Origin of the sequence: Streptomyces sp. NPDC091282 (assembly GCF_044757385.1) — a bacterium.
In the GTDB taxonomy this organism is placed as follows: domain Bacteria; phylum Actinomycetota; class Actinomycetes; order Streptomycetales; family Streptomycetaceae; genus Streptomyces; species Streptomyces gramineus.
Map to the genome: position 1 here is coordinate 120,104 of NZ_JBIVUX010000001.1, position 25,111 is coordinate 145,214.

Genomic DNA, 25,111 nt, shown 5'->3' on the forward strand with positions numbered 1-25,111 from the left:
GATTGCCCATGCTTGAGGCGGCGGGCCTGACGGCCGTCGAGGAGTCGGTGTACCGCCTGCTGGTCGCGACGACGACCGCGTCCGCCCGCGAACTGGCCGGGCAGAGCGGCCTCCCGCAGCACCGGGTGGAGGCGGTGCTGGCGGCCCTGACCGGCAAGGGGCTCGCCGGCCCCACCGACAGCGATCCGCCGCAGTACTCGGCCGTTCCGCCGGACGTGGCGCTGCTGCCCCGGCTGCAACGGCGCACGGACGAACTGGACAAGGCCCGCAGCACGGTCACCGATCTGCTGGACCTCTACCGCAGCACCCGGCGCCGCCAGGACGCCGGGCAGCTCATCGAAGTGATCACCGGCGCCGAGTCGTTGCGGCTGCACCTGCGGCAGATGCAGGACAACGCCTGTCACGAGATGCTGTGGTTCTGCAAGGCGCAGTACGTCGCCATGCCGTCGGGCAGCAACCGGGCCGAGTACGACGCGCTGGCCCGCGGGGTGCGCTACCGCGTCCTGTACGAGCAGGCGTTCTTCGACGACGACAACGCCGTCGACAACGTGATCGAGGGCGTCCAGGCCGGGGAGATCGCCCGCAGCGTGCCGCATCTGCCGCTGCGGCTGGCCGTCGCCGACCGGGCGATAGCCATCTGTCCGCTGGTGCCCGGCGGACCGCAGGGGTCCCCCGGCGAGCCGACCGCCGCCCTGGTGCGCGGCAGCAGTCTCCTGGAGGCGCTCATCTCGCTCTTCGAGCGCTACTGGGAGACCGCGGTCCCGCTCAGCCTCGGCGCGGCCGGCACCCTCACGGACGCGCGGGCCGCGCAGTCGGGCGACCCGCTCTCCGAGACCGACCGCCGGCTCCTGTCCCTCCTCGTGGCGGGCATCGCCGACAAGGCCATCGCCAGCCAGATGGGGCTGAGCCGCCGGACGGTGCAACGCCACATCCAGCACATGATGACGCTCGCCGGCGCCACCACCCGGATGCAGCTCGCCTGGCAGGCGGCCCGCCGCGGCTGGCTCTGACCGCCCGGCCGAGGTCGTGTCCGGCCTAGCGCCGCTGCCGCTTCCAGGGTCCGGTGATCGCGAGCATGATGCCCGGGGTCTGGATGTTGGCGTACAGGGTCCTGCCGTCGGGGGAGAACGTGACGCCGGTGAACTCGCTGTACTCGGGGTCGTCCGCGGTGCCGGTGTTCAGCTCGTTGCGGGCGATGGGGTAGGTACGGCCGCTGTCGGTGGCGCCGAACAGGTGCTGGACGCCCTCGCCGTCCTCGGCGATGACCAGACCGCCGTACGGGGAGACGGTGATGTTGTCGGGTCCGTCGAAGGCGCCGTCCGCGGACGGGTCGGGGTTGACGCCGATGAGGACCTTCAGGGTGAGGGTGCGGCGCGCCGGGTCGTAGAACCAGACGGCGCCGTCGTGCTGGACCGGGCTCTCCGCGCGGGCGTAGGAGGAGACGATGTACACGCCCCCGTCACCCCACCACATGCCTTCCAGCTTGCGGGCGCGGGTGACCTGGCCGGCGCCGAACTGCTTGCGGACGGACGTGGTCCGCGCGTCGCGGTCCGGGACGCCGGTCCAGTCGACGCCGTACACCGTGCCGATCTTCGTGGCGCGGGCCAGGTCGTCGACGAACACGCCGCCGGAGTCGAAGCACTTGAAGGCCTGGAGCGTGCCCGCGTCGTCGGCGAGGGTGCGCAGCCGGCCGCGGCCGTGGCGGAAGTGCGCGGGCGGGGTCCAGCGGTAGAGCAGGCCGTTCGGGTTGGAGGCGTCCTCGGTGAGGTAGAGGTGGCCGCGCTTGGGGTCGACGACGACGGCCTCGTGGGCGTACCGGCCCAGCGCCTTGAGCGGCTTGGGGTTCCGGTTGGCCCGGCGGTCCTCGGGGTCGACCTCGAAGACGTAGCCGTGGTCCTTGGTCATGCCGTTGACGCCGGCCTTGTCCTCGGTCTCCTCGCAGGTGAGCCAGGTCCCCCAAGGGGTGTTGCCACCCGCGCAGTTGGTGGCGGTGCCGGCGATGCCGACCCATTCGGCGACCTTGTCGTGGCGCACCTCGACGACCGTGCAGCCGCCGGCCGCCGCCGGGTCGTAGACGAGCCCCTCGGTGAGCGGCACCGGGTGGGCCCAGCCGGTGCGGGGGCCGGCCAGTTCGTGGTTGTTGACGAGGAGGGTGGCACCGCGCGGGCCCTCGAAGGTGGACGTGCCGTCGTGGTTGGAGGGGGTGAACTCGCCCGACTCCAGCCGGGTCCTGCCGCTGTAGGTGATGACGCGGTACGAGAATCCGGCGGGGAGCGCGAGGATGCCGTCGGGGTCGGGGAGCAGCGGGCCGTAGCCGACGCCGCCGTGACCGTGGCCCGTCCCGGCCGCGCCGGACGCCTCGGTCTCGGTGGCGGCCAGGGCGTTCGGGGCGGTGGCGAGGGCGCCGACGCTGCCGGCCAGCGCGACACCTGCACCGGTGATCGCGGATTTCCTGGCGAAGTCCCTGCGGGTGAGCGACATGGTGTCTCCTGTGACGGTCGTGGTGCCGTGGCGGACCTCAGGTCGGCGCACACGCTCCCGGCCGCGCCTGAACTCCGCCTGAACACAGGGCGACATCGGCTTCGCGACTTCCACGAATCCGTATGCGCCACCCCAAGGGCACCCCAAGCACCGCCCGGGAAGGGGCCGTGCCCGCCGCTCATCCCCCGTGCTGCGACCGGGCCTTGAACGCCGCCTTGCGGGCCTCCTTCGCGACCTTCTTGTCCGGGTGCAGGCGTCCCATCGCCTCCAAGACGTCGGCCGTGTCCGGGTGTTCGACCCGCCAGGCCTCGGCGAAGAAGCCCTCGTGCTGCTGGGCCAGTCCTTCGACCAGGGCCTGCAGTTCCTCCGAGTTGCCCTCGGCGGCCAGTTGGGCGGCGACCGTGTCGATGGTCAGCCAGAAGATCATGTCCGGCGACGGCGCCGGTACGCCGGCGGCACCGCGTTCGGCCAGCCAGACCCGGGCCAGGCCGCCCAGTTCGGGGTCGCCGAGGACGTCGCGGAGCGCGGGTTCGGCTTCGATGCCGACCAGCGAGAGCGCCTGCTGGCAGCGCAGCCTGCGCAGCGGCGCACCCGCGTCCCCGCCGCGCGCGGCGGCCAGCAACTCCCGTGCGGCGGCGAGGGATTCACGGCGGTCCAGCCACTGCTCGGTCTCGGCCTGCGCGGCTCCCTGCGGAAACGCGGCCATGCCGTCGAGCAGCGCGTCCGCGCCCTTGTCGGCGAGTTCGCCGACCGCCGGCGCGTCGAAGCCGGCCTCCAGCAGCCGCGCCCGCAGCCCGAACGCGCCGAGCGGGGTGAGCCGCACCATGCCGTACCGGGTCACGTCGCTCTCGTCGACCGGACCTGCGGCGGGCTCCTCCTCGGCGTCGGCCATGAGCGCCTCGTCGACCGGCTGGTAGGCGACCAGTCCGACCGGCTCCAGCATCCGGAACTGGTCGTCGAGCCGCATCATCGCGTCGGAGACCTGCTCCAGTACGTCGTTGGTGGGCTCTCCCATGTCGCTCGGGACGATCATCGACGCGGCCAGGGCCGGCAGCGGCACCGGCGCCTCGCCGGGGCCGCCCTCGCTCACGGTCAGCAGGTACAGGTTGCCGAGGACGCCGTCGAGGAACTCCGCCTCGGCCTCGGGGTCCCAGCCGAGTGACGAGAAATCGACCTCGCCGCCCTCGCCGAGCGCGTCGACAATTCCGTCCAGGTCGGGCACGCTCGCGTCGCCGATCACGGTCTCCAGCGCGGCCAGCCAGACGGCGAGGACGTCGTGCGGCGAGCCAGTGGTGAGCAGCGCCAGCTCCTCGCCCGCCGCGACCGTCCCGGCGTCCTCGTCCACGATCTCGACGAGCCCGGCGTCCAGGGCGACCCGCCAGGCCTCGGCGGCGTACGCGGGCGCGTCGTCCCCGGTGAGCCCGAGCAGCTCGGCGGCGGCCGGGAGCTGCTCCTCGGCCAGGCCGCCACCTGCGTCGACGCGGGTGCCGGGGCCGGCCCAGCGGGCGAGCCGGGCGGCCCGGGAGAGCAGCGGCGTCGCCAGCGCGGCGCGTGCCAGCTCCGCTTCGGGACGCAACCGCACCGGCGGCAGGGGGGAGCTGTCTGACATCGGGTGGTTCTCCTCGGACGCCTCTTCGGTCGTACGACGACGGGGAACGCCGTACGCCGGCCGTACGGTCATCGGGACGCCGTACGCCTCAGCCGCTCAGCCTAGACGGATTTCCACCCATGCCGCCCGGTTCATCTCCCCGCCGGGTCGCGTACATGGCCGAAACCTTGACAACTCCCCCGCGCAGGCACGAGATTGACGCGCGTAGAAAGCAGGGGGACAAGTGTTCACTCGCTTTCTACGCGTGTCATGCCCATCTCATGACGCTTCCTCGTCCCGGCACCGTTCATGTCCCCGGAGGGATTTCCTTGCCGAGCAGGTCTTCCGCGCGCCTCGCCGCGCTCACCGTCGCCGCCGTCTGCAGCGCGGCGTCCACCGTCGCCCTCACCTCGCCGGCCCAGGCCGACGGGCTGCGCATCCACGACGTCCAGGGCGCCACGCGCATCTCGCCGTACGCCGGGCAGAAGGTGACGGACGTCCCCGGCATCGTCACGGCCACGCGCACCTACGGCTCCTCGCGCGGGTTCTGGCTCCAGGATCCGACGCCGGACGACGACCCGGCCACCAGCGAGGGGGTCTTCGTCTTCACCAGCTCCACGCCGAAGGTCGCGGTCGGCGACTCCGTCACGGTCACCGGTACGGTCTCCGAGTACGTCCCGGGCGGTGCCACCTCCGGCAACCAGTCGGTGACCGAGATCACCAAGCCGACGGTCACCACGGTCTCCACCGGCAACCCCGTCCCGGCGCCGGTCGTGATCGACCGCAAGTCGGTCCCGGACGCGTACACCCCGGCAGGTGACACCGCCGCCGCGGGCTCGGTCAACGGGCTGACGCTCCAGCCGAAGAAGTACGCCCTGGACTACTACGAGTCCCTGGAGGGCATGAACGTCCAGGTCCGCGACACCCGCGTGATCACCGCCACCGACCCGTACGCCGAGCTGTGGGTCACGGTGAAGCCGCACGAGAACCGCACCGTCCGCGGCGGCTCGCTGTACCGCTCCTACGACGACCAGAACACCGGCCGCCTCCAGATCCAGTCCCTGGGCGCCACGGCCGACTTCCCGGTGGCGAACGTCGGCGACACGCTGGCCGGCGCCACGACCGGCCCGATGGACTACAACCAGTTCGGCGGCTACACCCTCGTCGCGAGCGAGCTGGGCAGCCTGAAGAGCGGCGGCCTGCAGCGCGAGACGACGAAGAAGCAGTCGAAGAGCGAGCTGGCCGTCGCCACGTACAACGTCGAGAACCTCGACCCCTCCGACGGCACCTTCGCCGCGCACGCCGCCGCGATCGTGAACAACCTCCAGTCGCCCGACATCGTGTCCCTGGAGGAGATCCAGGACAACAACGGCGCGACGGACGACGGCACGGTCGCCGCCGACGTGACGGTGAACAAGCTGATCGACGCGATCGTCGCGGCCGGCGGCCCGAAGTACGACTGGCGCTCCATCAACCCGGTCAACGACCAGGACGGCGGCGAGCCCGGCGGCAACATCCGCCAGGTCTTCCTCTTCAACCCCGCGCGGGTGTCCTTCGTCGACCGCGCGGGCGGCGACTCCACCACCGCGGTCGGCGTCACCGAGGTGCACGGCCGGGCGCAGCTGACCGCCTCGCCGGGCCGCATCGCCCCGGCGGACTCCGCCTGGACGGCGAGCCGCAAGCCGCTGGCCGGCGAGTTCGTCTTCCGCGGCAGGACGGTCTTCGTGATCGCCAACCACCTGAACTCCAAGGGCGGCGACCAGGGCCTGACCGCGCAGTACCAGCCGGTGACGCGCAGCTCGGAGGTCCAGCGCCACGCGCAGGCGACGCTGGTCAACGCGTTCGTCAAGAGCGTCCTGGACGTCCAGAAGGACGCGGACGTCATCGCGCTCGGCGACATGAACGACTTCGACTTCTCCGGCACCACCAAGATCCTGGAGAGCCACGGCGCGCTCTGGTCGGCGATCCGGTCGCTGCCGACCAAGGAGCGCTACACGTACGACTACCAGGGCAACGAGCAGGTCCTGGACCAGATCCTGATCAGCAAGGAGATCCGCCGCAACGGCGACTTCGCGTACGACAGCGTGCACATCAACTCGGAGTTCCACGACCAGATCAGCGACCACGACCCGCAGGTGCTGCGCTTCCGCCCCTGAGGACGTGCCGGCGGCTCAGGACTGGCCGAACACTCCGTTGAGCCAGTCCTGCCAGGCGCGCTCGTCGGCCAGGGCGTCGGCGTCCGGCGCGAAGTCGTGGACGCTGACGCCCACCGGGGCACCCCAGTGGTTGCGCCCGAAGAACCGGACGAGGGCGTCGTCGGTCCGCAGCCCGATGAAGTAGGGGTCGCGGTAGTCGACCACCGCCTGAAGGGTCCGCCCGCCCGGACCCGTCAGGCTCGCCTTGGTGCCCGCGGCCAGGCCGTCCGGCAGGCCGAGGGCGCGGCCCACGGCGTCGAAGGCGTCCGGCGCCTGGGCCGCCGCGGGTCCGTCGAGCTGCGCGAAGGTGACCGGGCGGGGCGCGAAGTGGACCAGGTACTCGCGCAGGGTGTGCAGATAGAAGTCGGTGTGCCGGCTCGCCCCGTCGTACTGGTTGTCCCAGTCGTCGGTGAAGATGCCGCTGTGCACGTAGCGCACCCAGGCCCGGCGGCCGCCGTCCCGGGGCTCGATGACGTGCTCCAGCTGGTTGACGCTCTGGACCGGGAAACCGACGTCCTCGCTGCGGACGACCAGGTGGTGCGGCGGATCGTAGGCGGTGACGGTCGAGCCGAAGGCCGCCGCGCCGCCCACCCGGGGCTCGGGCGGCTCCATCGGCCACAGATAGGCGCCGGAGGCGTTGGTGACCGCCTCCCACACCTCCTGGGGCGTGGCGTCGACCTCGAACTCGCGGGCGATCTCGAATTCCTTGGACATGTCGGGGCTCCTGCTGCCTACTGATCCGGTTCGGATGCGGTCCGGTCCGGGGTCCCGGGCCGTTCCCCGGGCGCCGGGGAGGAGGTTCCGGCCGCCGGAAGGGGGTCCGCCGCCGGGTGGCCGTCGGCCTTGACCGTGGGGTGGAGGGCGACGACGATCCGGTGGTCCCGGCCGTCGTCCGCGCCGGGCGTGTCGTACTTGCGGATGAGCGCGCTCACACCCGCCGTCAGCTCCTGCACGAACGCCGCGCGGTCGGCGGCGGAGGCGAAGCGCACCTCGCCGTCCAGCGCGTAGGTCGCCAGCCGCCTGCGGGCCCTGGCGGCGCCGTTGATCAGCGTGCCGACGTCACGCACCAGGCGGGCGCCGACCGCCAGCAGCCAGCGCGCGGAGAGCTGGTCGCGGAAGCGGTCCGGGTCCGGCTGCACGGCGGGCAGCGCGGCCGGAGAGATGACGTACGACGCGGCGGTCGCACGCATCAGGCGCTCGTTGACGTTGCCCTTGCGGCGCTCGCCCGCCAGCTCGACGAGGCCGTGCCGCTCCAGCGCCTTGAGGTGGTAGTTCACCTTCTGCCGGGGCAGTCCGACCCGTCCGGCCAGCATCGCGGCCGACGCGGGCGCGGCGGCCAGCTCGGCGAGCAGCCGGGCCCTGATGGGGTCCAGCGACACCGCCGCGGCCTCGGGGTCCTCGATCACGGTCACGTCCAGCATGGCTCCACCCTCCCACCGAAAACTTTTCCTGTCCAGACGGATCAGGTTTTCGGCAAGAGGGTGGAGGAGAAGGCTCCGAACGGGGCCTCAGTGGCGCCGGAGCCGCCGCAGGGTGCCCGCGGCCACCGCTCCGACGACCGCCAGGGCGGCGCCCGCGATCAGCAGCGGACGGGAGGACCGGCGCGACGCGAACAGGCCGCCGCGCCCGGACCTCGGGAGGTGCTCCTCGGCGGCGCGGCCCGCCTCGACGGCCTTCTCGGAGGCCAGATGGCCCGCCCGCTCCGCCTGCTCCTGGACGGCGTGTCCGGCCTTCAGCGCCCGCTCCACCAGCACGTGCCGCGCCTTCGTCATCTGCTCCTGGGTGGTGTGACCGCCCTTCGCCGCGCGGTCCTGGGCGTGGTGCCCGGCCCGGCTCGCACCTTCGCGCAGCTGGACGGTGAGCGCGCCCGCCTTGTCCTTGAGGTCGGCGGCGCGGGCCTGGGTGCGGCCCTTGAGGTCGGCCTTCGCCGCCAGGGAGCCCGCCGAGTCGGCGATCCGGGCCCCCGTTCCGTGTGCGGTCCTCTTCGTCATCGCTCCTGCCCCTCCTGGTCGCGTGGGCGTCCGCTCGCGGCGCCTTAGGACTTCCGGGTACCCCGTGGGGCGGCGAACAGGCGGGGCGACCAGCACGGACACCGGCCCCCGAAGACCACGTCTTAGCATTTCTAAGGAATACTCCGCAGAAGAATTAAGTGGAGCTAAGCTGTCGGGCTGCCGAGACTACCCCCATGACGCACACACCGGACAGCGCCCACCCGTCCCGCCCGTCCCGCCCGTCCCGCTCGCCGCGCCCGCTCCGGCCCTTCGGACGCACCCTCTGCGCGATGGTCACGCCGTTCACCGAGGCGGGGGCGCTCGACCTCGACGGCGCCCGGCGGCTGGCCGCCCAGCTGGTCGCGGACGGCTGTGACGGCCTGGTGCTGAACGGGACCACCGGCGAGTCGCCGACCACCACGGACGCCGAGAAGAGCGAGCTGATCGCGGCCGTCCGGGAGGCGGTGGGCGAGCGGGTGCCGCTCGTGGCGGGCGTCGGCACCGCGGACACCCTGCACACCGTGGAACTCGCGCGCGCGGCCGAGAAGGCGGGCGCGGACGGCGTGCTGGTGGTGTCGCCGTACTACAGCAGGCCGCCGCAGGACGCCCTGGAGGCCCACTTCCTGGAGGTGGCGGAGGCGACCGGGCTGCCGGTGATGCTGTACGACATCCCGGGCCGCACCGGCACCCGCATCGAGCCCGAGACGCTGATCCGGCTCGCCGCGCACCCCGCGATCGTGGCCGTGAAGGACTGCTCCTACGACCTCCTCGGCGTCCAGAAGGTGCTGGCGCGCACGGAACTGGCGTACTACGCGGGCTGCGACGAGCACATCCTCGCCCTGTACGCGGTGGGCGCGGCGGGCTGCGTCAGCACGGTCGCGAACGTGGTGCCGGGCCATGTCGCCGCGATCCTCGACGCGTTCGACGCCGGCGACACCGCCCGCGCCGCCCGACTCCAGCTGCGGGCCACGCCGTTGATCGAGGCGATGACCGCCGCGGGCCTGCCGGGCACGGTCACCGCAAAGGCACTGCTCAGCGCGCTCGGCCGGCCGGCGGGACCGGTGCGGGCGCCGCTGCGCTCCGCCGACCGCGAGAGGACCGACGAACTGCGTTCGCTCCACGATGAGTTGACCGCAGGCTGAGTACGTACCGCTCACCTCACCCGCCTCTGCCCTACCTTGTCCCCATGATCCGCCCCCTGCTGTTCCTGGACGTCGACGGCCCTCTCAACCCCTATGCCGCACAGCCCGAGCGGCGCCCCGAGGGGTACACGACGATCCGGGCCCAGGTCCGCCCGGGACGCCCGCTGCGGGTGTGGCTGAACCCGTCCCACGGCCCGGCGCTGCTCGCCCTCGGCTACGACCTGTGCTGGGCGACCACGTGGACGGCCGAGGCGAACCGCTGGATCGCCCCGGTCGTGGGCCTGCCCGAGCTGCCGTACGTCGACTTCGGCAGCGCGCTGCTGACCGAGCGGCCCGACGGGGTGCACTGGAAGACGGCGGCGATCGTGGCGTACGCCGAGGGGCGGCCCTTCGCCTGGGTGGACGACGAGCAGAGCCCGGCGGACACCCGGTACGTCGGGGCCCACCACCCCGGCCCGGCCCTGCTCCACCACGTCGACCCGCGGATCGGGCTGCTCCAGGGCGACTTCACGGCTCTGGCCGAGTTCCGCGGCTCCCTGCCGCGGGACGACTGAGCAGCCTGCCGGCCGGCTGCCGCACCGCTCACGAAGTCGCCCGTTCGGCGGTCGCCCGGATGCGATGCGTGCACGCCTGCGTACGGTCGGTTGCAGGGCCGGGAGGTTCCCGGCCCGCCACGTCGGGAGGTTCGTCATGCGCCGTATCGGCTCGACACTCGCCACGCTCGCGGCCGCCGGAGTGCTCGCGTTCACCGTTCCGGGCTCGGCCTTCGCCGCGAACGGATTCCTGGAGATCGACGGAATCCGTCACAACGCCCCGAGGGGCTGCTACGAGATAGCGCACCTGTCCACGGTCGTCAACTTCTCGGACAAGCCCGCCTTCGTCCACAACGTCCCCGGCTGCGCGAACGGGTTCATCAAAATCATCCCTCCGGGGCTGGCGGAACAGGTACCAGGAACGCACAGCATCTTCGTGGAGTGACCACCGCCCCCTCCCCATGCCTTCTTCGGCCACGGAACGGGCGCTCGACCGTTCGCCGTCAGGGACGGCCGCTCATCCCGGCCGCCGTACCTCAGTTGTGTTGTGGCTGTTCTGATGGCGATGCGGGTCAAGGGGCCAACGTGCCCCGTGGGCCGTATCGGGGCCGTCTTCGGTGCTCTCCAGGCCCCGGAAGACTCGGTCGACGGCGGCCCGAGTGCGCCTCAGGTACTCGCTCAGGACCTTGATGCTCTCCCCCGCTTCCAGGAGCACGGAGGCGCAGAAGTGGCGGAGGACGTGCATGCCGCTCTCGCGGCCGAGGGGTATGCCGGCGGAAGTCAGCCGTCCAAGGTCTTCCAAGGCGACGCGACCTCCATCGGCGGGTGCTTCGTGCCGGTGCGCCGCCAGCACGAAGGAGACCGCCCCAGGGAGCGGCACATGACGCTCGATCAAGCACCGGCTGCGCCCCGCTGCGCCGACGCACGCCCACGAGGCGAGCCTCCGGCGGGGGCGCCGTTCGCGAATACCGGCGGACAGTGGTGGGCTGAGCCGTGGAAGTGAGGTTGCGCTTGTAGTCTCCGGGCGAAGACGTCGATCGGCGGGGGGGAAGCATGCGTCTCTAGTACTTCTTCCTACGGTCCTTGCTGTCGTGCGACAGGGGTGGTCGAGCGATCAACTCGGCCAGGCGTCGGCGACCACGAAGGAGACCACCGTCCCGCCGAAGCGACTGGGTCCGGCGTGCCAGGACTCGGCGATGGCGTCGACCAGCAAGAGCCCTCGCCCGTGTGCGTCGGTGGCATCGGGCCGCCGGAGCCTCACACTCGCCGGTAAGCCGGGGTTGTGCACCTCGACCCGCAGCGAGCTGCCATCCCGGAACCACTCCACTCGCACGAGCCACGGCTCGTCAGCCTGTCCGTAGCGGATCGCGTTGGTGACGAGTTCCGAGATCATCAACACGCAGTCCTCGACCGAGCAGGCCGGGTCGTACGGGGCAATGAACTTCCGGAACCAGCGACGAGCCCGAGAAACGGACTCCGGACCTGGGTGCAACGTCATCGCTCCAAGTCGCGGTGAGCCCTCGGAGGGGTCGCGGTCGATCGTGTAAGCCGCCATTCGCGCTCACTCCCTGCCGCTGCCGTCGCTGTCGAGGCAGCGCCCTTTGATGTGGCACGGGCGCGGTCGGCGGCGAGAGGAGAGCCGGGATGCGCGCGCCCCAGTGCACTTCCAGCCGCGCCCCGGCAACACGGGCAACGTAAGTGCGCTCCCCGGTCCGGCCGCCGACTCGTCAAGCCATGCCCTTTCGGTCGAGTGGCCTTAGCCACTTACTGGATAGTGGCATTAGCCACTCGCAGCGCGCAAGCGGTTCCACGGAGTCCCGTCTCGTCAGGTCAGGGGGTATCCCTGTTCGAAGGCCCAACGGTTCGGCGGATAGGTGGCTTCGGCGAACTCCAACGGCCGGTCCTGGAGGTCGAAGACGACGTGATGCACGATCAGTACCGCAGAACCGGGCTCCAACCGAAGGGTTGCCGACTCCTCTTCGGTCGCCGCCCGGGCACACATGCGGTCTTCCGCGTAACTGCCCTTCCGCCCCGTCATGTTCTCGACGTACATCAGGGTGCCTTCCTGGATGCGCTCCGGCTCCAGGAGTCTGGGCGCGCGCTGCCCCACATCCGGTGCGAACCATGACGTGGACAGTGTGATCGGGCCGTCCTGGTCGTTGGTGACCCGGCGACGATGGACGGCCCGGCGGTCTTTCCGCAGGCCCAGCGCCTCGGCGACGTGGTCCGGCGCGTCGAGCCATCCAGCGGACGTGATCACCGCGTACTCACCCGCGGTGTAGATCTTTCCGGTCTGCCGAGCCCGCCCGTACAACTCCCGCGCCCGGCGGTTCACTTCAAGGCTCCGTACATACGTCCCAGATCCCTGGCGCTTCTCGACGAGCCCTTGGTGGCTCAGGGCCTCCAGCGACCGCGCCGCCGTCGGCCTGGACACCTTCCAATCCGTGGCCAGTTGACGTTCCGAGGGAACCTCGTCCCCGGGCCGCAGGTCGCCTCGAAGAATCTGATCGCGGATGAAGTGCGCGATCTGGAGATACTTCGGTTGAGCCTCCTCGATCTGAGGCATGTCCCCTCCTCATCCAAGTGGCTATAGCCTCTAGCCACTATAGAGTGAACGGTCGACAGCCCGCCCCGTACCCTGGGGCCATGACGCGGTTGATCGTCGCAGCGGGAGGAGGGGGCGACGCTGTCGCCGCCGCAATGCTTCACGCGGCTCTGTACGGCGACGCGGACCAAGCGGTGATCCTCACCTACGCATGGGACCGCCTGCTGATCGATCCTCTGCCGGGCCCCCGCGGAGCCGAGGACTTCACCGGCCTCGAACCGCTCAGCCCGGCCGTCCCGAAGGTACCGGCGGAGGCCCGCCCGATCCCACCGGCAGGCTCCACCCTTCCCCGACTCGCGGCGGAACTCCCCCACACTCTCGCCCTCATCGACCCGAACAACGGCGCCAAAGGCATCACCCACCAGCTCGAAAACCTGATCACCCACCTCCAGCCGACCTCGATCGATCTCCTCGACGTAGGCGGTGACGTACTGGCCCGAGGCGACGAACCAACCCTGAAGAGCCCGCTGGCCGATGCCCTGACACTGGCAGCCTGCGCCCAGGTGAACGCGCCCGTCCGCCTGCTGGTGGCAGGCCCGGGTCTGGACGGGGAGCTTCCGTACGAAGACCTGCGTGGCATCCTCGGCCCGCTCATCCACACCTTCACCGCGCAGGACGCCGAGCGGATCGGTCCCGTCCTGGAGTGGCACCCTTCAGAGGCGACGGGCATGCTCGCGGCGACGGCCAGAGGCGTACGGGGCACCTGCGAAATCCGGGACGCCGGCCTTCCCGTCCCCCTCACTGACCAGAGCCCGACGGTCCACGAGGTCGACTTCGACGAGGCCCTGGGCCGGAACGAGCTGGCCCGCGCCCTCATGGCGACCACGACGCTCGCCGAAGCGGAAACCCTCAGCCGCGAGATCTGCGGCTTCTCCGAAATCGACTACGAACGCAACAAGGCCCTCCGGCTCAAGGAACAACAGCCGGCCACGCTCGATCCCGAGTCGATCCGGCTGCAACTCACCCGGTTCGAGGCAGAAGCCCGGAGCCGCGGAGTCACTCACACGACATTCCGCCACCTCACCGAGGTCCTGAACCTCGACGGCTCACAGCGCGATGAACTACGCCGGATGCTCCTCAACAGCCACCCGGAACAGTACGCAGCCCCGCTGTGGAGCATCACGGTCGCCGACCCTCATGACCCAAGCCGGGCGCGATGAGCGCCTTCAGCAGCGATCCGGACCTCAGTGTGTACGACGTCACGGGCAACGGCACGGAAGTCGACGTCGCCACCAACCTGCTCAACGGCGAGGTCAGGCTCTCGATTCTGTGGACCCAGGAGATCGCGCTCCCGGCTCCGCTACGGGCGCCGTTCCCGACCCCGGGCCCGTATGGGCATGCGCGAGGTACTCCCATCCCGTACGCCATCGACCCAGGCAGAGCCGAGCAAACGCGGCCCAAAGCGTCCAGGTCGTTCGTTTAGTGGTGTGCTCCACCTGGACGCCCTGAACCACGCCCGCTCCACGATGTGTGGGCCGACGGCGTACGGGATGGGAGCTGGGTCGAGGCAGGGGGCAAGCCAGTCGACTGGTCAGGGGCGTCTGGCAGACTCCGCGGCATGGGAATGTTCGAGCGGGCCAATAAAGCGGACGGTGCAGCTCAGGTGGGGGAACGAGCAGACCTCAGTGTGCTCGCACTGGAGGGCGAAGACATGATCGAACAACTCGGTCGTGCGCACATGTCCTGGGGCCTGGGTTCGGCGGATCGCTGGGCCCTGGATCAGACGACCGGCATCATCACCTGGACCTTCCCTGACAAGACCGCGACTGCACCTGCGCAGATCCTCGGCAGCTTCAGTCCAAGGTCGGGCTCGTGGATGTGGGCCTGGGCCAACCAGAGCATCCTCCCCAACATGAGCTGCGACTCCCGCAGCTTCTGCGACTGGGCGGAAGCCAACGGGCATCCTGCGCTGGCTCAACCCAAGGTCAACGTTGACGAACAGGCTGCTTCGACTCTCGTGGCCGTCGCTGTGCGGATCACCGGGGCGATCGGCTATTACAAGGGTCTGGGAGGCGACTCCTCGGTGATCATCACATTCGGGTCCGTGACCCTGACGAAGGCCGATGGCAGCGTCTCCACTTTCAAAATCGACATCAACTAAGGGTCTGCGGGGACGCCCGCGTCGCAAGCCCCGGCGCTTGTACGCCGACCAGGGCTACGACTACGACAAGTACCGCCGCCTGCTGTGGAAACGCGGCATCAAGCCGATGATCGCCCGACGCGGCATCGTCCACGGAAGCGGTCTGGACAAGGTTCGCTGGGTGGTCGAGCGCGCCTTCGCCTGGCTGCACCGGTTCAAACGGCGCGTTCCTCCACGCGCGTGGGGAGCCCGAGACCGCGGACATCATCGTGCCCGCCGCCCATTGCGAGATCGTCTAGGAGATCCCCGTCAATCCATAGTCCGTGGCCCACAGCTCTGCCGCAGCCGACGGGTTCGCGGCTGCCCCCCGTGGATGCTGATGGCCCCCAAGGCAAGCCGACACCCCGTCCGGAGGAAGCACGTGAGCGCCCTCCCCCGGGCCGTCCTCGGGCCGTGGAAGGGCGCTCAGTGGTGACCGACGGCGACGACCGCCGACAGCTCGGCAGCAGGTCAGAGCGGTGGTCGGTGAGGCGGCCGCTCATCACGGCCGCCGTACCTCAGTTGTGGCTGTGCAGGATCTCGTTCAGGCCGTCCCAGACCGCGTTGTTCGGGCGGGCCTCCACCGCGCCGGTGACCGAGTTGCGGCGGAAGAGGATGTGGGAGGCGCCGCTGAGGTCGCGGGCCTTGACGATCTGGCCGTCGGGCATCGTGACCCGGGTGCCCGCGGTGACGTAGAGGCCGGCCTCGACCACGCACTCGTCGCCGAGGGCGATGCCGACGCCCGCCTCGGCACCGACCAGGCAGCGCTCGCCGATGGCGATGATCACGTTGCCGCCGCCGGACAGCGTGCCCATGGTGGAGGCACCGCCGCCGATGTCCGAGCCGTTGCCGACCACGACGCCGGCCGAGATACGGCCCTCGACCATCGAGGTGCCCAGCGTGCCCGCGTTGAAGTTGACGAAGCCCTCGTGCATGACGGTCGTGCCCTCGGAGAGGTGCGCGCCGAGCCGGACCCGGTCGGCGTCGGCGATGCGCACGCCCTTGGGGACGACGTAGTCCGTCATCCGCGGGAACTTGTCGATCGAGGTCACCTGGAGGTGCAGGCCCTCGGCGCGGGCGTTCAGCCGGACCTGTTCGATCTCGTCGACCGCGACCGGGCCGAGGGACGTCCAGGCGACGTTGGCGAGGAAGCCGAACTGGCCCTCCAGGCTCAGCCCGTGCGGCTTGACCATGCGGTGCGAGAGCAGGTGCAGGCGGAGGTAGACGTCGTGCGCGTCGATCGGCTTCTCGTCGATCGAGGCGATGACCGTGCGGACCGCGACGACCTCGACGTTGCGCCGGGGGTCCGGGCCGATCGCCTTGGCCGCGCCCTCACCGAGGAGTTCCACGGCCTGCTCGGCGGAGAGCGTCTCGGTGCCGGCCGGGCCGGGCTCGGCGACCAGCGCGGGGGCCGGGAACCAGGTGTCGAGAACGGTGCCGTCGGCGGCGATGGTGGCGAGGCCGGCGGCCACGGCGCCGGTGGTGCGAACGTTCGTGTCGGTCATGATGAGAAACCTAACGTGAGCGGCCCGATGCAGGCGAACCAGCGTGCGGCCCGTCTCAGCGGTCGGGCCGCACTCCCCCGCGGTGAGGTCGTGGCGAGAGCGGATCCGGAGGGTCCGTGCTGCGCGTCCGGCTGCCGGGCAGGACGAGCGGCGGGCCCGCGGGGTCAGGGAATCACCCGCCCCAGCACCTCCCGCGCGTACCCCTCGTCGTACGGCGTCCCGGTCAGGAGCACCTGGAGGCAGATCCCGTCCACGAGTGCGACCAGGGCCCGTGCCGTGACCGGGTCCGTGCGCCGTGCCAGTCGTGCGGCGAGGTCGTCGGCCCATTCGGCGGCGACCGGGCGCAGGGCGGGGCGGCGCAGCGCGGCGAGGTAGAGCTCGTACTCCAGCTCGACGGCGGTGCGGTCGCCGCTCAGCCAGTCACCGAGTATCCGGGCGAGGGCGGTGGCGAGATCCGTGCCGGGGTCGTCCAAGCCGCCGTAGGAGGCGACCACCTTGGCGAAGCCCTCGTTGGCCTGTCGCAGCGCGGCGACCATCAGCTCGTCGAGGGTCGAGAAGTGGTACGTCGTCGAGCCGAGCGGCACGTCCGCCTCGGCGGCGACGGAGCGGTGGGAGAGACCGGCGAGCCCCTTCTCCCCGACCACCCGGATCGCCGCCTCGATGATCCGCTGCCTGCGGTCGGGGTCGTACCGGCGTGGCATCAGTGCGCGCCTCCCAGGTTCAGGACCACCACTCCGCCGATGATGAGCACGATCCCCGCGACCTTGACCAGGCTCAGCCCCTCGCCGAACAGCAGGAGGCCGAGCAGGGCGATGGCCGCGGTGCCGGCCCCGGACCAGATCGCGTACGCCGTGCCGATCGACACGGTCTTGAGTGTCGAGGCCAGGAGCAGGAACGACAGCACGTAGCCCAGTGCCGTCAGGAGCGAGGGCCCGAGTCTGCTGAACCCCTCGCTGTACTTCAGCGCCGTCGTCGCGGCGACCTCGGCGGCTATGGCGCCGGCGAGCGTCAGGTATCCCATGCGGACGAGTGTACGGTCCGTTGTGTACGGCCGTACACAACGATCGGGCCACGGCGTCCGCCGAGTTCCGGACCCGAACTCCCTTCGCACCGGCCGGAGATGGCCCACCGCGGATGTGCGGCCCGCATAGAAACCGCTCACTGAAACGACTCCCCGTGGCCGCGCGACTCCACTAGTGTGTGCACCCCCGGTGATCCACCGTTGCTTCACACGTCCCCCACGCCACCCTCACACCCCCGGCCGCCGCTGCCCTGGCGCCGCTGGAGGAACAACCGCATGCCACGAACCACCCCCCAGCCCCCGCCGCGCCCCTCCTGGGAGAACGGCTGGGCCCCCGACACCTCGCGGACGCCCGGGACCCGGCGACTCTGGCTGGCCGGAACGCTGGCGCTGGCCACCGTCATCGCCTGCGCCACCGCGATAGCCGCCGGCCACGGCGGCTCCGACCGGGCGGCGGCTCCCCCGCCCACCGGCGCGGCCCTCGACCACGGCCCCGGCCTGCTCTCCTTCGCCTCCCCCGCGACGACGGGACCGGCCACCCCCGGCGAAGACGAGACCGGCCCGCGGACGGCGTCCGCGGCCCCGTCCGGTTCCGCCACCGCCTCGGCCGCCGCGCCCGGCGCCACCCCGAGGACCTCGCCGTCCGGCGCGAAGCCCGCCACGTCCGCTCCCCCGGGCGGCGGTCCGGGCGGCGGCGCGACACCGCGGTCGCCGCTCCACCGGTCGGTCCGTTCGGTCAACTACCCGGACCGCTACTGGCAGGTGAGCGGCGGCTACGTCACGCTCGGCACGCCCGGCGGCACCGAGTCCCGCGCGGACTCCGCCTTCACCGTGGTCGACGGCCTCGCGGACGGCTCCTGCTACTCGTTCCGGACGTCCGACGGGCGGTACCTGCGCCACCGCGACTTCGTGCTGCGCGCCGACCGCGATGACGGCTCGTCCCTGTTCCGGCAGGACGCCACCTTCTGCGCCCGGCCCTCGGCCTACTCCGGCGCCGTCGTGCTGGAGTCGGTGAACTATCCCGGCCGCTTCCTGCGCCACCAGAACTTCCGGCTGAAACTGGTCTCCTACCAGGACAGCGACCTCTACCGGGCGGACTCGGCGTTCCGGCTGACCGCTCCCCTGGCCTGAGCACGCGAGAGCGGCGGCACCGGACCGGTGCCGCCGCTCTCGTCCACACGGAGATCAGACGTTGAACCCGAGCGCCCTCAGCTGCTCGCGGCCGTCGTCGGTGATCTTGTCGGGGCCCCACGGGGGCATCCAGACCCAGTTGATGCGCAGTTCGTTGACGAGGCCGTCCGTGGCGGACTTGGCCTGGTCCTCGATGACGTCCGTCAGCGGGCAGGCCGCCGACGTCAGGGTCATGTCGATCGTCGCGATGTTCGCGTCGTCGATGTGGATGCCGTAGATGAGGCCGAGGTTGACCACGTCGATGCCCAGCTCGGGGTCGACGACGTCGTACAGGGCCTCGCGGAGTTCCTCCTCGGAGGCCGGCTTCATCTCAACGGTCTCGCTCATGCGGTCTTCCTTTCGGCGTCGGCCGCGCCGCCCAGCGCCTGGGCCGTCGCGTCCTTCCACGCCATCCAGCTCAGGAGGGCGCACTTGACCCGGGCCGGGTACTTGGAGACACCGGCGAACGCGACCGCGTCCTCCAGCACCTCCTCCATCGAGTCGTCGGGTTCGAGCTTGCCCTTGGACTGCATCAGCTCCAGGAAGGTCTCCTGGATCCGCTGCGCGTCGGACAGCTCCTTGCCGACCAGCAGGTCGTTCAGTACGGAGGCGCTCGCCTGGCTGATCGAGCAGCCCTGGCCCTCGTACGAGACGTCCTGGATCGTCGTGCCGTCGTACTTCACGCGGAGGGTGATCTCGTCGCCGCACGTCGGGTTCACATGGTGCACCTCGGCGTCGCCATCCCTGAGACCACGCCCGTGCGGGTGCTTGTAGTGGTCAAGGATGACTTCCTGGTACATCGAGTCCAGCTTCACGGTCTCAGTTCACGCCCTTCAGCCGAAGAAGTTCCGTACGTGCTCCAGCCCCTCGACCAGTGCGTCGATCTCGGCCGGCGTGGAGTACAGATAGAACGACGCTCGCGTGGTCGCAGGAATTCCGTACCGCAGGCAGACGGGACGCGCGCAGTGGTGGCCGACCCGGACCGCGATGCCCTGCTCGTCGAGGACCTGGCCCACGTCGTGCGGGTGGATGTCCCCGAGGGTGAAGGAGATCGCCGCGCCCCGGTCCTCGGCCGTGGTGGGGCCGATGATCCTGAGATCGGGGACCTCGGCGAGCCGGCGCACCGCGTAGTCGGTCAGCGCGTGCTCATGGGCGAGGATCTTGTCCATGCCGATGGCGTTGAGGTAGTCGATGGCCGCGCCGAGACCGACCGCCTGGGCGATCGGCGGGGTGCCCGCCTCGAACTTGTGCGGAGCGGGAGCGTACGTCGACGAGTGCATCGACACGGTCTCGATCATCTCGCCGCCGCCGAGGAACGGCGGCAGGTCCTCCAGCAGCTCCTGGCGGCCCCACAGGACGCCGATGCCGGTCGGACCGCACATCTTGTGGCCGGTGAAGGCGACGAAGTCGGCCTGGAGTGCCTGCACGTCCAGCGGCATGTGCGGCGCCGCCTGGGACGCGTCGATGCAGACCAGCGCGCCGACCTCCTGGGCGCGGCGGACTATCGCCTCGACCGGGTTGACGGTGCCCAGGATGTTCGACACCAGCACGAAGGAGACGATCTTCGTCTTCTCGGTGATGATCTCGTCGATGTTGGACAGGTCGAGGCGGCCGTCGTCGGTGAGGCCGAACCACTTCAGCTTCGCGCCCGTGCGCTGCGCGAGCAGCTGCCACGGCACGATGTTGGAGTGGTGCTCCATCTCCGTGATGACGATCTCGGTCTCGTGGTCCACCCGGTAGGGCTCGTCGGCCCAGCCGAGCATGTTCGCCACGAGGTTCAGCGACTCGGAGGCGTTCTTGGTGAAGATCACCTCGTCGCGGCTGGGCGCGTTGATGAACTCCGCGACCTTGTCGCGCGCACCCTCGTACAGCGCCGTGGCCTCCTCGGCGAGCACATGCACACCGCGGTGGACGTTGGCGTTGTAGCGCTCGTAGTACTCGCTCAGGGCGTCCAGTACCTGGCGCGGCTTCTGCGAGGTCGCCGCGTTGTCCAGGTAGACGAGCTTCCGGTCGTCGTGGACCAGCCGGTCCAGGACGGGGAAGTCCTTGCGGATCGCCTCGGTGTCGAGGAGGCCCGGCAGCTGTGTCACGCGGATGCGCCGCCCTTCGTGTATGCCTCGTAGCCCTCGTCCTCCAGCTTGTCGGCGAGCTCGGCACCGCCGGACTCGACGATCCGGCCGCCGGAGAAGACGTGGACGTGGTCGGGCTTGATATAGCGCAGGATGCGCGTGTAGTGCGTGATCAGCAGGGTGCCGACCTCGCCGGTCTCGCGGACGCGGTTGACGCCCTCGGAGACGATGCGAAGGGCGTCGACGTCGAGACCCGAGTCCGTCTCGTCGAGAATCGCGATCTTCGGCTTGAGCAGTTCGAGCTGGAGGATCTCGTGGCGCTTCTTCTCGCCGCCGGAGAAGCCCTCGTTGACGTTGCGCTCGGCGAAGGACTGGTCCATGTTGAGGCGCTCCATGGCCTCCTTGACCTCCTTCACCCAGGTGCGCAGCTTGGGGGCCTCGCCGCGGATGGCGGTCGCGGAGGTGCGCAGGAAGTTGGAGACCGAGACGCCGGGGACCTCGACCGGGTACTGCATGGCCAGGAAGAGGCCCGCGCGGGCGCGCTCGTCGACGGACATCTCCAGGACGTCCTCGCCGTCGAGGGTGACGGTGCCGCCGGTGATCGTGTACTTCGGGTGACCCGCGAGCGAGTAGGCGAGGGTCGACTTGCCGGAGCCGTTGGGGCCCATGATGGCGTGCGTCTCGCCCTGCTTCACGGTGAGGTCGACGCCCTTGAGGATCTCCTTCGTGGCGTTGTCGGCCTCGACGGTGACGTGCAGGTCTCGGATTTCAAGCGTTGCCATGGATAGCCTCAGGACTCCTGGGTGAGGGAGACGAGCACGTCGTCCCCTTCGATCTTTACGGGGTAAACGGGGACGGGGCGGGTGGCCGGGAGGCCGGACGGCTTGCCGGTGCGCAGGTCGAAGCTGGAGCCGTGCAGCCAGCACTCGATCTGGCAGTCCTCCACCTCGCCCTCGGAGAGCGAGACGTTGGCGTGGGAGCAGATGTCGTAGATCGCGAACACCTCTCCCTCGGTGCGGACGACCGAGACCGGCGTGCCGTCGAGTTCGACCCGCTTGGGGGTGTCGTCCTCCAGCTCGCTCAGGCCGCAGGCGCGTACGAACGCTGTCGGGGCCGTCATGCGACCGAGGCCTCCAGCTCCTCGTCGATCCTGGCGAGCAGCCGCTCCTGGATGTCGGGGACACCGATCTGCTGGACCAGCTCGGCGAAGAAGCCGCGGACCACCAGACGGCGGGCCTCGTGCTCCGGGATGCCGCGGGCCATCAGGTAGAAGAGCTGCTCGTCGTCGAAACGGCCGGTGGCGGAGGCGTGGCCGGCGCCGACGATCTCGCCGGTCTCGATCTCCAGGTTCGGCACCGAGTCGACCCGCGCGCCGTCCGTGAGGACCAGGTTGCGGTTCATCTCGTAGGTGTCGGTGCCCTCGGCCTTGGCCTCGATGAGGACGTCGCCGATCCACACGGCGTGCGCTTCCTCGCCCTGCAGCGCGCCCTTGTAGACGACGTTGGACTTGCAGTGCGGGGCGTCGTGGTCGACCAGCAGGCGGTGCTCCTGGTGCTGGCCGGCGTCGGTGAAGTAGAGGCCGATCAGTTCGGCCTCGCCGCCGGTGCCCGCGTAGGAGACCCGCGGGTGCAGGCGGACGACGTCGCCGCCGAAGGTGACGACGACCGACTTGAAGGAGGCGTCCCGGCCGACCAGCGCGTTGTGCTGGGCCGCGTGCACGGCCGTGTCGTCCCAGTCCTGCACGGAGACGACGGTGAGCTTGGCGCCGTCGCCCAGGACGAACTCGACGTTGACGGCGGTCACGACGTCACCGGTGTGGTCCACGACGACGACGGCCTCGGCGAAGGCACCCAGCTCGACGATCTGGTGGGCGTAGGCGACCCCGCCCTGGCCGTGCACGCTGATGCGGATGGGCTCGGTGAGCACCGTGTCCTTGGGCACGGTGACCACGCCGGCCTGCTCGAAGGCCGAGTAGGCCTGGGCGGCGACCCGGTCCACCGGGGTGCCGGCCCGGCCGAGGCGCGGGTCGTCACGGCCGACCAGCTCGACGACGACGCCCTCGGGGGCGTCCACGTCGACCTTCAAGCTGCCGTCGGTCGCGACCGCCGTGCCGTCGTGCAGCCCGCGCAGGCGCTCCAGCGGGGTGAACCGCCATTCCTCCTCGCGGCCGTGCGGGACGGGGAAGTCCGCGACGTCGAAGGACGGGGGCGCGCTCATGCGCGTGGCGACGGTCGACTCGGCGGCCACCGCGATGGCGCCGGCGGTGGTGGAGCCCACCGGGGAGTTCTGAGCCTCAGCCATGGCTGTCGTAGTGCTCGCTTTCTGAAAAACGTGTCGTGGTGGGTCGGGCGCCTCGGGTCAGCCGACCGCGCCTTCCATCTGCAGCTCGATCAGCCGGTTGAGCTCCAGCGCGTACTCCATCGGCAGTTCCTTGGCGATGGGCTCGACGAAGCCGCGCACGATCATGGCCATCGCCTCGAACTCGGACAGACCGCGGCTCATCAGGTAGAAGAGCTGGTCCTCGGAGACCTTGGAGACGGTCGCCTCGTGGCCCATGGACACGTCGTCCTCGCGGACGTCGACGTAGGGGTAGGTGTCCGAGCGGGAGATGGTGTCGACGAGCAGCGCGTCGCACAGCACGTTCGACTTGGATCCGGCCGCGCCCTCGCCGATCTCGACCAGACCGCGGTAGGAGGTACGGCCGCCGCCGCGCGCCACCGACTTGGAGACGATGTTGGACGACGTGTTCGGCGCCATGTGGACCATCTTGGAGCCGGCGTCCTGGTGCTGGCCCTCGCCCGCGAAGGCGATGGAGAGGGTCTCGCCCTTGGCGTGCTCGCCCATCAGGTAGACGGCCGGGTACTTCATCGTCACCTTGGAACCGATGTTGCCGTCGATCCACTCCATGGTGGCGCCCTCGTAGGCGACGGCACGCTTGGTGACCAGGTTGTAGACGTTGTTCGACCAGTTCTGGATGGTCGTGTAGCGGCAGCGCGCGTTCTTCTTGACGATGATCTCGACGACCGCGGAGTGCAGCGAGTCCGACTTGTAGATCGGGGCGGTGCAGCCCTCGACGTAGTGCACGTAGGCACCCTCGTCGACGATGATCAGGGTCCGCTCGAACTGGCCCATGTTCTCGGTGTTGATCCGGAAGTAGGCCTGCAGCGGGATCTCGACGTGCACGCCCTTCGGCACGTAGATGAAGGAGCCGCCCGACCACACGGCGGTGTTCAGCGAGGCGAACTTGTTGTCACCGACCGGGATGACCGTGCCGAAGTACTCCTTGAAGAGCTCCGGGTGCTCCTTCAGAGCGGTGTCGGTGTCCAGGAAGATGACGCCCTGCTCCTCCAGGTCCTCGCGGATCTGGTGGTAGACGACCTCGGACTCGTACTGGGCGGCGACACCGGCGACCAGGCGCTGCTTCTCCGCCTCCGGGATGCCCAGCTTGTCGTAGGTGTTCTTGATGTCCTCGGGCAGGTCCTCCCAGGACTCCGCCTGCTTCTCCGTGGAACGCACGAAGTACTTGATGTTGTCGAAGTCGATCCCCGACAGGTCGGAACCCCAGTTCGGCATCGGCTTCTTCTCGAAGAGGCGCAGGCCCTTGAGGCGGAGCTTGGTCATCCACTCCGGCTCGGACTTCTTCGCGGAGATGTCCCGGACGACGTCCTCGTTGATGCCGCGCTTGGCGGAGGCGCCGGCGGTGTCGGAGTCGGCCCAGCCGTATTCGTACTTGCCCAGGCCCTCGAGTTCGGGGTGGGCAGTCTCCGTGGGGAGAGTCATGCGGGGTTCCTCCCGGCCGTGCTAGCAGATGCGTCAGTGGAAATCTTGGGGATGAACGTCGTGCAGACGCCGTCGCCGTGCGCGATGGTCGCCAGCCGCTGGACGTGCGTTCCGAGCAGCTCGGCGAAGATCTCCGTCTCCGCCTCGCACAGCTGGGGGAACTGCTCCGCGACATGGGCGACCGGGCAGTGGTGCTGGCACAGCTGCTCGCCCTTCTGCGGAGGGGGCGCGCTGCGCGCCGTTGCAGCGTACCCGTCCCGGCTCAGGGCCTTGGCCAGCGCTTCCGTGCGGTCGTCGGGGCTCACGGACTCGATCGCCTTGCGGTAGGCGCCCGCCTGTGCGGCGATGCGGGCCCGCGCGAAGGCTGCGACCGCCTCCTGGCCGCCGCCCTGCTGGGCGATCCAGCGCAGCGCGTCGGCGGCGAGGGTGTCGTACGACTGGTCGAAGGCGTCGCGGCCGCAGTCGGTGAGGGCGAAGACCTTGGCGGGCCGGCCGCGCGTCCGCGCGCCGTAGACCCGCTGCTCGCGGGGGGCCACGACGTCGTCGGCGACCAGGGCGTCCAGGTGCCGGCGTACGGCCGCCGGGGTCAGGCCCAGGCGTCCGGCCAGCTCGGTGACGGTCGACGGGCCGTGGTCCAGGATCGACCGCGCGACCCGGTTGCGCGTCGAGCGCTCACCGGTCGCGAGTTCCTCCTGCGGGGTCCCCGTGGGGGTCTCCCGAGCCTCGCCGACGTTTTTCACAACGCCATTGTTGCGTAATTCCTCAGGGCCAGGCAAGCGCCGTCCGAGCGGCCGGACGGTGCCCTGCGTCACTTAGGCTTACCTAATCTGACCTGCGCAAACGATCTTTGATCGATCATCCCCCAGACGGTCCGGTGGCGTCCCGCGGCCCCGTCCGCCAGACTCCACCACC

The 25,111-nt window shown here is 70.4% G+C and carries 26 protein-coding genes and 1 pseudogene; 9 read left to right on the forward strand and 18 right to left on the reverse strand.

What is annotated here, in order from left to right; genetic code table 11:
• Window positions 1-8 precede the first annotated feature (8 nt).
• Window positions 9-1,010: a helix-turn-helix domain-containing protein gene (locus tag ACIQOE_RS00580; RefSeq protein ID WP_351326230.1), complete on the forward strand. Its 1,002-nt coding sequence runs from the start codon at window positions 9-11 to the stop codon at window positions 1,008-1,010.
• A gap of 25 nt (window positions 1,011-1,035) precedes the next feature.
• Here ACIQOE_RS00580 and ACIQOE_RS00585 read toward each other — a convergent pair whose 3' ends face one another.
• A complete protein-coding gene (locus ACIQOE_RS00585; RefSeq protein WP_401408681.1) occupies window positions 1,036-2,481 on the reverse strand; it encodes an alkaline phosphatase PhoX in 1,446 nt (481 codons plus the stop codon).
• A 178-nt stretch (window positions 2,482-2,659) separates the two neighbouring features.
• Window positions 2,660-4,090 carry a hypothetical protein gene (locus ACIQOE_RS00590; RefSeq protein ID WP_351326233.1) on the reverse strand — a complete coding sequence of 477 codons (1,431 nt, stop codon included), beginning with the start codon at window positions 4,088-4,090 and terminating at the stop codon, window positions 2,660-2,662.
• 308 nt (window positions 4,091-4,398) lie between these two features.
• Between ACIQOE_RS00590 and ACIQOE_RS00595 the strand changes: the two genes are divergently transcribed.
• Window positions 4,399-6,225 (forward strand): endonuclease/exonuclease/phosphatase family protein, encoded by a 1,827-nt coding sequence (locus ACIQOE_RS00595; protein WP_401408685.1) that lies wholly within the window; start codon window positions 4,399-4,401, stop codon window positions 6,223-6,225.
• Between the two features lie 15 nt (window positions 6,226-6,240).
• Here the strand turns inward: ACIQOE_RS00595 and ACIQOE_RS00600 are convergent, their stop codons facing one another.
• The 3 genes from ACIQOE_RS00600 to ACIQOE_RS00610 all read right to left on the reverse strand — a co-directional run bounded on the left by ACIQOE_RS00600 (window position 6,241) and on the right by ACIQOE_RS00610 (window position 8,255).
• Window positions 6,241-6,978 (reverse strand): SRPBCC domain-containing protein, encoded by a 738-nt coding sequence (locus ACIQOE_RS00600; RefSeq protein WP_362645151.1) that lies wholly within the window; start codon window positions 6,976-6,978, stop codon window positions 6,241-6,243.
• A gap of 17 nt (window positions 6,979-6,995) precedes the next feature.
• On the reverse strand, window positions 6,996-7,685 hold the full coding sequence (locus tag ACIQOE_RS00605) for a helix-turn-helix domain-containing protein (RefSeq protein ID WP_401408688.1): 690 nt from the start codon (window positions 7,683-7,685) through the stop codon (window positions 6,996-6,998).
• Between the two features lie 87 nt (window positions 7,686-7,772).
• Window positions 7,773-8,255 (reverse strand): hypothetical protein, encoded by a 483-nt coding sequence (locus ACIQOE_RS00610; RefSeq protein ID WP_401408691.1) that lies wholly within the window; start codon window positions 8,253-8,255, stop codon window positions 7,773-7,775.
• A 158-nt stretch (window positions 8,256-8,413) separates the two neighbouring features.
• Here ACIQOE_RS00610 and dapA point away from each other — a divergent pair, with 158 nt between their 5' ends.
• The 3 genes from dapA (at window position 8,414) to ACIQOE_RS00625 (ending at window position 10,375) form a co-directional block, all read left to right on the forward strand.
• Window positions 8,414-9,397 (forward strand): 4-hydroxy-tetrahydrodipicolinate synthase, encoded by a 984-nt coding sequence (gene dapA, locus ACIQOE_RS00615; protein ID WP_401408694.1) that lies wholly within the window; start codon window positions 8,414-8,416, stop codon window positions 9,395-9,397.
• A gap of 44 nt (window positions 9,398-9,441) precedes the next feature.
• Complete coding sequence (locus ACIQOE_RS00620; RefSeq protein WP_401408697.1) at window positions 9,442-9,951, forward strand: hypothetical protein; 510 nt, start codon at window positions 9,442-9,444, stop codon at window positions 9,949-9,951.
• Between the two features lie 136 nt (window positions 9,952-10,087).
• Complete coding sequence (locus ACIQOE_RS00625; protein ID WP_351326246.1) at window positions 10,088-10,375, forward strand: hypothetical protein; 288 nt, start codon at window positions 10,088-10,090, stop codon at window positions 10,373-10,375.
• Window positions 10,376-11,044: 669 nt separating this feature from the next.
• On the opposite strand, the gene ACIQOE_RS00630 is transcribed toward ACIQOE_RS00625, so the two are convergent.
• On the reverse strand, window positions 11,045-11,485 hold the full coding sequence (locus ACIQOE_RS00630) for an ATP-binding protein (RefSeq protein ID WP_365555464.1): 441 nt from the start codon (window positions 11,483-11,485) through the stop codon (window positions 11,045-11,047).
• A gap of 270 nt (window positions 11,486-11,755) precedes the next feature.
• Window positions 11,756-12,496 carry a GntR family transcriptional regulator gene (locus ACIQOE_RS00635; RefSeq protein WP_401408701.1) on the reverse strand — a complete coding sequence of 247 codons (741 nt, stop codon included), beginning with the start codon at window positions 12,494-12,496 and terminating at the stop codon, window positions 11,756-11,758.
• 80 nt (window positions 12,497-12,576) lie between these two features.
• On the opposite strand from ACIQOE_RS00635, the gene ACIQOE_RS00640 reads away from it, so the two are divergent.
• The 3 genes and pseudogenes from ACIQOE_RS00640 to ACIQOE_RS00650 form a co-directional block, all read left to right on the forward strand.
• Window positions 12,577-13,695 carry a DUF1152 domain-containing protein gene (locus ACIQOE_RS00640; RefSeq protein ID WP_401408704.1) on the forward strand — a complete coding sequence of 373 codons (1,119 nt, stop codon included), beginning with the start codon at window positions 12,577-12,579 and terminating at the stop codon, window positions 13,693-13,695.
• A gap of 398 nt (window positions 13,696-14,093) precedes the next feature.
• Complete coding sequence (locus ACIQOE_RS00645; protein ID WP_399008523.1) at window positions 14,094-14,636, forward strand: DUF6882 domain-containing protein; 543 nt, start codon at window positions 14,094-14,096, stop codon at window positions 14,634-14,636.
• Window positions 14,635-14,838: pseudogene (locus ACIQOE_RS00650) on the forward strand (transposase); the annotation flags it as partial. The gene ACIQOE_RS00645 and the pseudogene ACIQOE_RS00650, both read left to right, overlap by 2 nt.
• A 334-nt stretch (window positions 14,839-15,172) precedes the next feature.
• Here ACIQOE_RS00650 and dapD read toward each other — a convergent pair.
• From dapD to ACIQOE_RS00665, 3 genes are all read right to left on the reverse strand, one after another.
• On the reverse strand, window positions 15,173-16,159 hold the full coding sequence (gene dapD, locus ACIQOE_RS00655; protein WP_401408707.1) for a 2,3,4,5-tetrahydropyridine-2,6-dicarboxylate N-succinyltransferase: 987 nt from the start codon (window positions 16,157-16,159) through the stop codon (window positions 15,173-15,175).
• Between the two features lie 164 nt (window positions 16,160-16,323).
• Entirely contained in the window at window positions 16,324-16,860 is a 537-nt protein-coding gene (locus tag ACIQOE_RS00660) for a TetR/AcrR family transcriptional regulator (RefSeq protein ID WP_401408710.1), read from the reverse strand.
• A complete protein-coding gene (locus ACIQOE_RS00665) occupies window positions 16,860-17,180 on the reverse strand; it encodes an SMR family transporter (protein WP_351326253.1) in 321 nt (106 codons plus the stop codon). Before ACIQOE_RS00665 ends, ACIQOE_RS00660 begins: the two co-directional genes overlap by 1 nt.
• 276 nt (window positions 17,181-17,456) lie before the next feature.
• Here ACIQOE_RS00665 and ACIQOE_RS00670 point away from each other — a divergent pair, with 276 nt between their 5' ends.
• Window positions 17,457-18,311: an AbfB domain-containing protein gene (locus tag ACIQOE_RS00670; protein WP_401408714.1), complete on the forward strand. Its 855-nt coding sequence runs from the start codon at window positions 17,457-17,459 to the stop codon at window positions 18,309-18,311.
• 54 nt (window positions 18,312-18,365) lie between these two features.
• Here ACIQOE_RS00670 and ACIQOE_RS00675 read toward each other — a convergent pair whose 3' ends face one another.
• Genes ACIQOE_RS00675 through ACIQOE_RS00710 form a run of 8 tightly spaced genes read right to left on the reverse strand, consistent with a single transcriptional unit; the run spans window position 18,366 to window position 24,939 of the window.
• Window positions 18,366-18,698 (reverse strand): metal-sulfur cluster assembly factor, encoded by a 333-nt coding sequence (locus tag ACIQOE_RS00675; protein ID WP_037743875.1) that lies wholly within the window; start codon window positions 18,696-18,698, stop codon window positions 18,366-18,368.
• Complete coding sequence (gene sufU, locus ACIQOE_RS00680; protein ID WP_351936846.1) at window positions 18,695-19,165, reverse strand: Fe-S cluster assembly sulfur transfer protein SufU; 471 nt, start codon at window positions 19,163-19,165, stop codon at window positions 18,695-18,697. Before sufU ends, ACIQOE_RS00675 begins: the two co-directional genes overlap by 4 nt.
• A gap of 18 nt (window positions 19,166-19,183) precedes the next feature.
• Window positions 19,184-20,440, reverse strand: a complete 1,257-nt coding sequence (locus tag ACIQOE_RS00685; protein ID WP_351936847.1) for a cysteine desulfurase — start codon at window positions 20,438-20,440, stop codon at window positions 19,184-19,186.
• A complete protein-coding gene (gene sufC / locus ACIQOE_RS00690; protein ID WP_351326259.1) occupies window positions 20,437-21,201 on the reverse strand; it encodes a Fe-S cluster assembly ATPase SufC in 765 nt (254 codons plus the stop codon). The genes ACIQOE_RS00685 and sufC overlap by 4 nt, the downstream gene beginning before the upstream one ends.
• 8 nt (window positions 21,202-21,209) lie before the next feature.
• Window positions 21,210-21,539 carry a non-heme iron oxygenase ferredoxin subunit gene (locus ACIQOE_RS00695; RefSeq protein ID WP_351326261.1) on the reverse strand — a complete coding sequence of 110 codons (330 nt, stop codon included), beginning with the start codon at window positions 21,537-21,539 and terminating at the stop codon, window positions 21,210-21,212.
• Window positions 21,536-22,720: a Fe-S cluster assembly protein SufD gene (sufD, locus tag ACIQOE_RS00700; protein WP_365570142.1), complete on the reverse strand. Its 1,185-nt coding sequence runs from the start codon at window positions 22,718-22,720 to the stop codon at window positions 21,536-21,538. The genes ACIQOE_RS00695 and sufD overlap by 4 nt, the downstream gene beginning before the upstream one ends.
• Before the next feature lie 57 nt (window positions 22,721-22,777).
• Window positions 22,778-24,199, reverse strand: coding sequence for a Fe-S cluster assembly protein SufB (gene sufB / locus ACIQOE_RS00705; protein WP_351326265.1), 1,422 nt, complete (start codon window positions 24,197-24,199; stop codon window positions 22,778-22,780).
• The gene (locus ACIQOE_RS00710; protein ID WP_351326267.1) at window positions 24,196-24,939 is read right to left on the reverse strand and encodes a winged helix-turn-helix transcriptional regulator; all 744 of its coding nucleotides are present in this window, start codon (window positions 24,937-24,939) and stop codon (window positions 24,196-24,198) included. Before ACIQOE_RS00710 ends, sufB begins: the two co-directional genes overlap by 4 nt.
• Window positions 24,940-25,111 lie beyond the last annotated feature (172 nt).

Excerpts from the sequence above, each read along its gene's own strand:
- ACIQOE_RS00670 (WP_401408714.1), top strand. The coding sequence starts at position 17,457 with ATGCCACGAACCACCCCCCAGCCCCCGCCGCGCCCCTCCTGGGAGAAC.
- ACIQOE_RS00660 (WP_401408710.1), bottom strand. The coding sequence starts at position 16,860 with ATGCCACGCCGGTACGACCCCGACCGCAGGCAGCGGATCATCGAGGCG.
- ACIQOE_RS00600 (WP_362645151.1), bottom strand. The coding sequence starts at position 6,978 with ATGTCCAAGGAATTCGAGATCGCCCGCGAGTTCGAGGTCGACGCCACG.
- ACIQOE_RS00605 (WP_401408688.1), bottom strand. The coding sequence starts at position 7,685 with ATGCTGGACGTGACCGTGATCGAGGACCCCGAGGCCGCGGCGGTGTCG.
- sufB (WP_351326265.1), bottom strand. The coding sequence starts at position 24,199 with ATGACTCTCCCCACGGAGACTGCCCACCCCGAACTCGAGGGCCTGGGC.
- ACIQOE_RS00610 (WP_401408691.1), bottom strand. The coding sequence starts at position 8,255 with ATGACGAAGAGGACCGCACACGGAACGGGGGCCCGGATCGCCGACTCG.
- ACIQOE_RS00580 (WP_351326230.1), top strand. The coding sequence starts at position 9 with ATGCTTGAGGCGGCGGGCCTGACGGCCGTCGAGGAGTCGGTGTACCGC.
- ACIQOE_RS00635 (WP_401408701.1), bottom strand. The coding sequence starts at position 12,496 with ATGCCTCAGATCGAGGAGGCTCAACCGAAGTATCTCCAGATCGCGCAC.
- ACIQOE_RS00590 (WP_351326233.1), bottom strand. The coding sequence starts at position 4,090 with ATGTCAGACAGCTCCCCCCTGCCGCCGGTGCGGTTGCGTCCCGAAGCG.
- ACIQOE_RS00585 (WP_401408681.1), bottom strand. The coding sequence starts at position 2,481 with ATGTCGCTCACCCGCAGGGACTTCGCCAGGAAATCCGCGATCACCGGT.
- ACIQOE_RS00630 (WP_365555464.1), bottom strand. The coding sequence starts at position 11,485 with ATGGCGGCTTACACGATCGACCGCGACCCCTCCGAGGGCTCACCGCGA.
- dapD (WP_401408707.1), bottom strand. The coding sequence starts at position 16,159 with ATGACCGACACGAACGTTCGCACCACCGGCGCCGTGGCCGCCGGCCTC.
- ACIQOE_RS00620 (WP_401408697.1), top strand. The coding sequence starts at position 9,442 with ATGATCCGCCCCCTGCTGTTCCTGGACGTCGACGGCCCTCTCAACCCC.
- sufD (WP_365570142.1), bottom strand. The coding sequence starts at position 22,720 with ATGGCTGAGGCTCAGAACTCCCCGGTGGGCTCCACCACCGCCGGCGCC.
- ACIQOE_RS00640 (WP_401408704.1), top strand. The coding sequence starts at position 12,577 with ATGACGCGGTTGATCGTCGCAGCGGGAGGAGGGGGCGACGCTGTCGCC.
- ACIQOE_RS00665 (WP_351326253.1), bottom strand. The coding sequence starts at position 17,180 with ATGGGATACCTGACGCTCGCCGGCGCCATAGCCGCCGAGGTCGCCGCG.
- sufC (WP_351326259.1), bottom strand. The coding sequence starts at position 21,201 with ATGGCAACGCTTGAAATCCGAGACCTGCACGTCACCGTCGAGGCCGAC.
- ACIQOE_RS00645 (WP_399008523.1), top strand. The coding sequence starts at position 14,094 with ATGGGAATGTTCGAGCGGGCCAATAAAGCGGACGGTGCAGCTCAGGTG.
- ACIQOE_RS00675 (WP_037743875.1), bottom strand. The coding sequence starts at position 18,698 with ATGAGCGAGACCGTTGAGATGAAGCCGGCCTCCGAGGAGGAACTCCGC.
- ACIQOE_RS00625 (WP_351326246.1), top strand. The coding sequence starts at position 10,088 with ATGCGCCGTATCGGCTCGACACTCGCCACGCTCGCGGCCGCCGGAGTG.
- ACIQOE_RS00695 (WP_351326261.1), bottom strand. The coding sequence starts at position 21,539 with ATGACGGCCCCGACAGCGTTCGTACGCGCCTGCGGCCTGAGCGAGCTG.